The organism is Clostridia bacterium (assembly GCA_014360065.1).
Lineage (GTDB): Bacteria > Bacillota > DSM-521 > Neomoorellales > JACIYF01 > JACIYF01.
This window is the reverse complement of sequence record JACIYF010000156.1, coordinates 1-4,972: the sequence shown is the minus strand read 5'-3', so window position 1 is coordinate 4,972 and position 4,972 is coordinate 1. Positions and strand designations below refer to the sequence as shown.

The following is a 4,972-nucleotide window of genomic DNA, read 5'->3' as shown; positions in this document are numbered from 1 at the left end:
GGATATACTCCAGGCAGCTTGAAAGTGACCAGTAGCATCCAGGCCAAGGGTGCGAGTCACAATCAGTCGCACGAGAAACTGGGTACCAACACTCATCAGGGCAGTGGTCATAAAGACCACCCCGAGGCTAAGCAGACGTCGCCACGGTTCTCGCAACTCCTTGAGTGTCACCGTAGCCTCGGGTGACATGAGTCCGCGCGTCAACCACCAGGAAACAGCCATGGTAGTCAGTGGAGCAATAACAACGGCTACAACTACGCCAGCAATCCCCCATTGCCAGACAGCCACTACCCCGATGATCATAGCTGCCAGTGACCCAAAGATGTTTACCTTAGCAAGGTCCCCCAGGCGGCGCAAGCCGTTGAGTAGGGCCGTTTGAGCGCCGGAAATGGTGGTGGCCCAAACCCCAATGCTCAACCAGGCAACACCATAGCTGTAGGCGGTGGTGCCAAAGGTAAACCTAGCAATGGGCTCGCGTAGAAGTACCAAGGCCAGCGCGCCCAATAGACCGAATACAACAGCTGCCCACCAGAGGGCGCTACGGGTACGGGCCATTCTTTCGGGAGCACCGTTTGCCTGAGCCGCCGCAATCTCCCGGACGCCACTACTGGCCAGCCCCATACCTGAAAGAGTGCCGACGGTGGTAAGGATGGACTGTAGAAGGCCCATGAACCCGATACCCGTCGGGCCCAGGAGCACGGCCATGACCTTGGCCTTTATTATGCCGGCGACAATGGATACCGCTGAGCTGCTGCCCATGATGGCCGAGGCCCGAAGGATACCAGCTACGGTACTGTCCTTGCTACGCTCCAATTTGCCTAATCACCCTAGCCGGGATGCCGCCAGCTATACAGTTTGGTGGAATATCTCTGGTCACAACCGATTGGGGAGTAACTATGGAATTATTTCCGGTGCTCACCCCTTTTTGCACAATGACGCGACTGCCCAACCACACATTCTCCCCTACGTAAACTGGTTTAACCATCCCCGTGCCATCCCGCCTTCTGCTTGGGTCGATTTCGTGGAAGTTACTATCCATAATCGTAACCAGATTCCCAACAAGGGTGCCTGATCCGATCGCCACCTTTTCCATTGCGACTACAGAAACGTTGTTAGAGAAAGCTACCCCCGTGCCTATCTCTATGACGGAATTCGGCGTTCTAGCCTGTAACAACACCTCCCCTTTGCCCAGGCGTGGCGACAGTGGGGAGCCTATAACAGTCCCCCCCCGCACGATAACCTTGCCTTGGCCATCGCAGCACAGAGGAACAAGCACGACATCCTTATCAAGGCTTAGGTTGCCACGAAGCGCACCTGGTTGCAGATATGCAAGCAATCTACGCTGCGCTCTTTTCAGTCTCGTGTATGCCAGCCTTAGAGGTCTCGTCAAGGATATCAAGATTCGCACTGAGTTTTCACCGCCTGTACCACAGCATTAACGTGTTCTGGCAACAAGTGGGGCCCCATGGGCAAGCTTAAAACCTCTTGTGCCAGCCGCTCAGTGATGGGATACGCTCCTCGGCTGAAGCCTAGGTCTTTATAAGCATCCTGGAGATGGGGAGGAATTGGATAATGGATAAGGGTACCAATCCCTGCATCGGCGAGCCGTTTTTGCAGGACATCCCGCGCGCGGCTCCTCACCACATAAAGATGCCATACCGGTTCTGCCCACTCAGGCACGTAGGGCAGGATCAAATCGGTTTCGACCAGAGCCTGACTGTAGGTAGCAGCAACCATGGAACGGCGAGCGTTCCACCCATCGAGGCGCCGAAGCCTCACCCTTAAAAGGGCCGCCTGCAGTTCATCTAGGCGGGAGTTTAGGCCCTTATATCTATTTATGTACTTGACTTGGGAACCATAATTCCGTAGAGCGCGTATTCTCTCGGCTAGCTCATCGTTGTTGGTGGTCACGGCGCCACCGTCGCCGAAGGCACCGAGGTTCTTGCCTGGATAGAAACTGAAGCCGGCAGCATCTCCTAGGGAACCAATTCGCCGACCCTTATATCGGGCGCCGTGGGCCTGAGCGGCGTCTTCGAAAACCCACAATCCATGCCGTTGGGCTATCTCAAGGATGGGGTCCATGTCAGCCGGTTGCCCGTAAAGGTGCACCGGCATGATGGCTTTCGTCCGGCAGGTGATCGCGGCCTCGACCCGCGTTGGGTCTATGTTATAAGTCCGCTCGTTGGGTTCCACGGGAACAGGAGTTGCCCCCGCGTAGGATACAGCCAACCACGTAGCAATGTAGGTATTGGCCGGAACGATCACCTCATCTCCTGGGCCTATCCCCGCCGCACGCAGAGTTAGATGGAGAGCATCAAGGCCATTACCCACGCCGATACAGTGCTTAACTCCGCAGTAGGCGGCAAACTCCCGCTCAAAGGCATCTACCTCTGAGCCAAGGATGTACCAGCCACTTTCCATTACCCGCTGATAAGCAGAGTCAAGCTCATCTTTCAATTCGAGGTACGCTGACTTAAGGTCGAGAAACGGAACATTCAAGATGTACGCCCCCGAACCGCAGCCAAGAATTGGTCATAATCGCGGTAGTAATCGGACTCATCGTACGGGCGGGAAGCCAATACCAGGTAGACGGTCCCCGTATCAAAATTCCCCTCAGAGGCCCATATCATAGGCGGTATATACAATCCCTCGTTGGCACGGTTAAGGTGCACTGTCCTCTTCTCGTACCCGTCGTCCAGGTAAACATCTAAAGCCCCTGACACGCAGATCAAGAACTGTTCCAACTCACGATGGGCATGGGCACCACGACTTGCCCCCCCAGGGACGTCGTACACGTAAAACACCCTCTTGATGGGGAAAGGAATATGTTTTTCCCCCTCAATGAAGGTGAGGTTTCCTCGGTGATCCGGTATCTTGGGTAACTCTATAATTCTACAATCAGACAACACTGAGTCACTCACCTCGCTGGTTCAAGAAACGGACCACCCTTGCCGGTATGCCCATCACTACGGCGTAAGGTGGTACATCCTTTGTAACAACTGCCCCCGCGCCAACTACGGCGCCTTTTCCAATACGGGTGCCCGGTAACAGCGATGCCCCCGCGCCAATGGCCGCGCCATCGTCAATGTAAGGGCCAACAATACTGTCTTTGTCAACTTTTAAGCTGCCAATCGCGTTATCATTTGTCGTTCCTACACAGACACTGACAAATACGTCATCACCAATGTGTGAGTTACCCGTAATATGCGTCAGGTCCATGATCTTGGTCCTATTACCGATTTGCGTATTATAATTGATAGTGGCATAGCGACCTACGATGCTATAGGACCCCACGCGACACTGTTCTCTAATCGAGACACCGTCACCGATCAAGGTGTTATTGCCAATGATCACCCCACAAAAGATGATAGCATTCGGGCCAATGCAACAATTATCTCCAATTTTCACAAAGGGTTCAAACCGGGGCGCCCGAGCCAAAGCGCCAGCACCCTTAGGAATCTTGCCAATGTACGTTCCCGGGAAAACCTCCACGTTATCGCCAATTACCACACCGTCTTCGATGACCACATGCGGATGAATAACAACATTGTCGCCTATAATAACCTGCTTGCGCACCACCGCAAATTCATGTACGATAGTGCCTTCACCGATCTTGCTGGTCAATACTACCGCTTTATCGCTAATCACAACTTCACCTCCAACGCACCGCTTTCGCGGTCTCTTGCCAACCAAATCACACTGGGTTGACTAACCCCTATACAGCAATAAGCCATCAGTACTCTTCTTCATAAATTTATACAGGTACTAGGCATCCTACCCTATAAGGCCGCCATACCACTTCTCCGCGTACTCCCGGTACTCCCCGCTTTTGACCCGCTCCCACCAGGGGCGGTGGGTGGTATACCAGGTGATGAGGTCTTCAAGGCCGGTGGCAAAGTCCACCTGCGGCCGCCAGCCCAGCTCCGCCACCAGCTTGGCGGGGTTGATGGCATAACGCCGGTCGTGGCCGGGACGGTCCTTGACAAAGGTGATTAAAGTCTCGGGTTTGCCCATGATCTTCAAGATGGTCCTCACTATATCCAGGTTGCTGTGTTCGTTATTGGCGCCGATGTTATAAACCTGCCCGGCTTCGCCTCTTTGTAGGGCCAGGTCCAGGGCGCGGCAGTGATCCTGGACGTGGATCCAATCCCGGACGTTTTGGCCGTCGCCGTAGACGGGGATGGGGCTATCGGCCAGGGCGTTTAGAATGATGGTCGGAATGAACTTCTCCGGGTGCTGGTAGGGACCGTAGTTGTTGCTGCACCTGGTGATGACCACCGGCACGCCGAAGGTAATGAAATAGGCCCGGGCCAAAAGGTCGGCCGACGCCTTGCTGGCGGAATAGGGACTGTTGGGCCGGATGGGGCTCTCCTCGGTAAAGGGCGGATCGTCCGGCCCTAAAGAGCCGTAAACCTCGTCGGTGGATACCTGGAGGAATTTCTGCACCTGGTACCGTTTGGCCGCTTCCAGGAGGACCTGAGTACCCTTGATGTTAGTTTCAATGAAAGGCGAGGCGTCGAGGATACTGCGGTCCACGTGGGACTCGGCGGCAAGATGTGCCACCAGGTCGAATTTCTCCCGCGCAAAAAGATTATGTACTAGTCCTCGGTCGGCCACGTCACCATGGACGAAGGTGTAGCGGGGGTCGTCCTGGATAGCGACCAGATTTTCCAGGTTACCGGCATAGGTAAGCTTATCCAGGTTGAGGATCTGCCAGTCCGGATGCTCACGTAAAAGGTATTGAACGAAGTTAGAGCCAATAAAGCCGGCGCCGCCGGTGACCAGAACTTTCAAAACTGCCACTCCCATCTTTATAGCTAAGTGGTGTGGTAGCGCCGCAGCGCATCTTGCCATGAAGGCAGGAGATATCCAAGAGTTTCTTTCAACGGGAAAGGGTCCAGCACCGAGTTAGCCGGCCGCTTGGCCGGTCTTTGGTACCGATTGCTATCGGTTGGGTACAGCTCAACTTTTG

General features: G+C 54.6%; 7 protein-coding genes. All 7 read right to left on the bottom strand.

Annotated elements, in window-relative coordinates:
- The coding region (locus H5U02_13985) for an oligosaccharide flippase family protein (protein ID MBC7343531.1) at nucleotides 1-813 on the bottom strand (813 nt) is incomplete at its 3' end.
- Entirely contained in the window at nucleotides 803-985 is a 183-nt protein-coding gene (locus H5U02_13980; protein MBC7343530.1) for a hypothetical protein, read from the bottom strand. The genes H5U02_13980 and H5U02_13985, both read right to left, overlap by 11 nt.
- Nucleotides 986-1,395: 410 nt before the next feature.
- Complete coding sequence (locus H5U02_13975) at nucleotides 1,396-2,499, bottom strand: DegT/DnrJ/EryC1/StrS family aminotransferase (protein MBC7343529.1); 1,104 nt, start codon at nucleotides 2,497-2,499, stop codon at nucleotides 1,396-1,398.
- A complete protein-coding gene (locus H5U02_13970) occupies nucleotides 2,496-2,921 on the bottom strand; it encodes a WxcM-like domain-containing protein (GenBank protein MBC7343528.1) in 426 nt (141 codons plus the stop codon). Before H5U02_13970 ends, H5U02_13975 begins: the two co-directional genes overlap by 4 nt.
- Entirely contained in the window at nucleotides 2,914-3,648 is a 735-nt protein-coding gene (locus tag H5U02_13965) for a transferase (GenBank protein MBC7343527.1), read from the bottom strand. Before H5U02_13965 ends, H5U02_13970 begins: the two co-directional genes overlap by 8 nt.
- 126 nt (nucleotides 3,649-3,774) lie before the next feature.
- Nucleotides 3,775-4,794, bottom strand: coding sequence for a dTDP-glucose 4,6-dehydratase (gene rfbB, locus H5U02_13960; protein ID MBC7343526.1), 1,020 nt, complete (start codon nucleotides 4,792-4,794; stop codon nucleotides 3,775-3,777).
- Nucleotides 4,795-4,817: 23 nt separating this feature from the next.
- Nucleotides 4,818-4,972, bottom strand: a 155-nt coding sequence (locus tag H5U02_13955; GenBank protein MBC7343525.1) for a sugar nucleotide-binding protein, incomplete at its 5' end; no start/stop codon positions are given.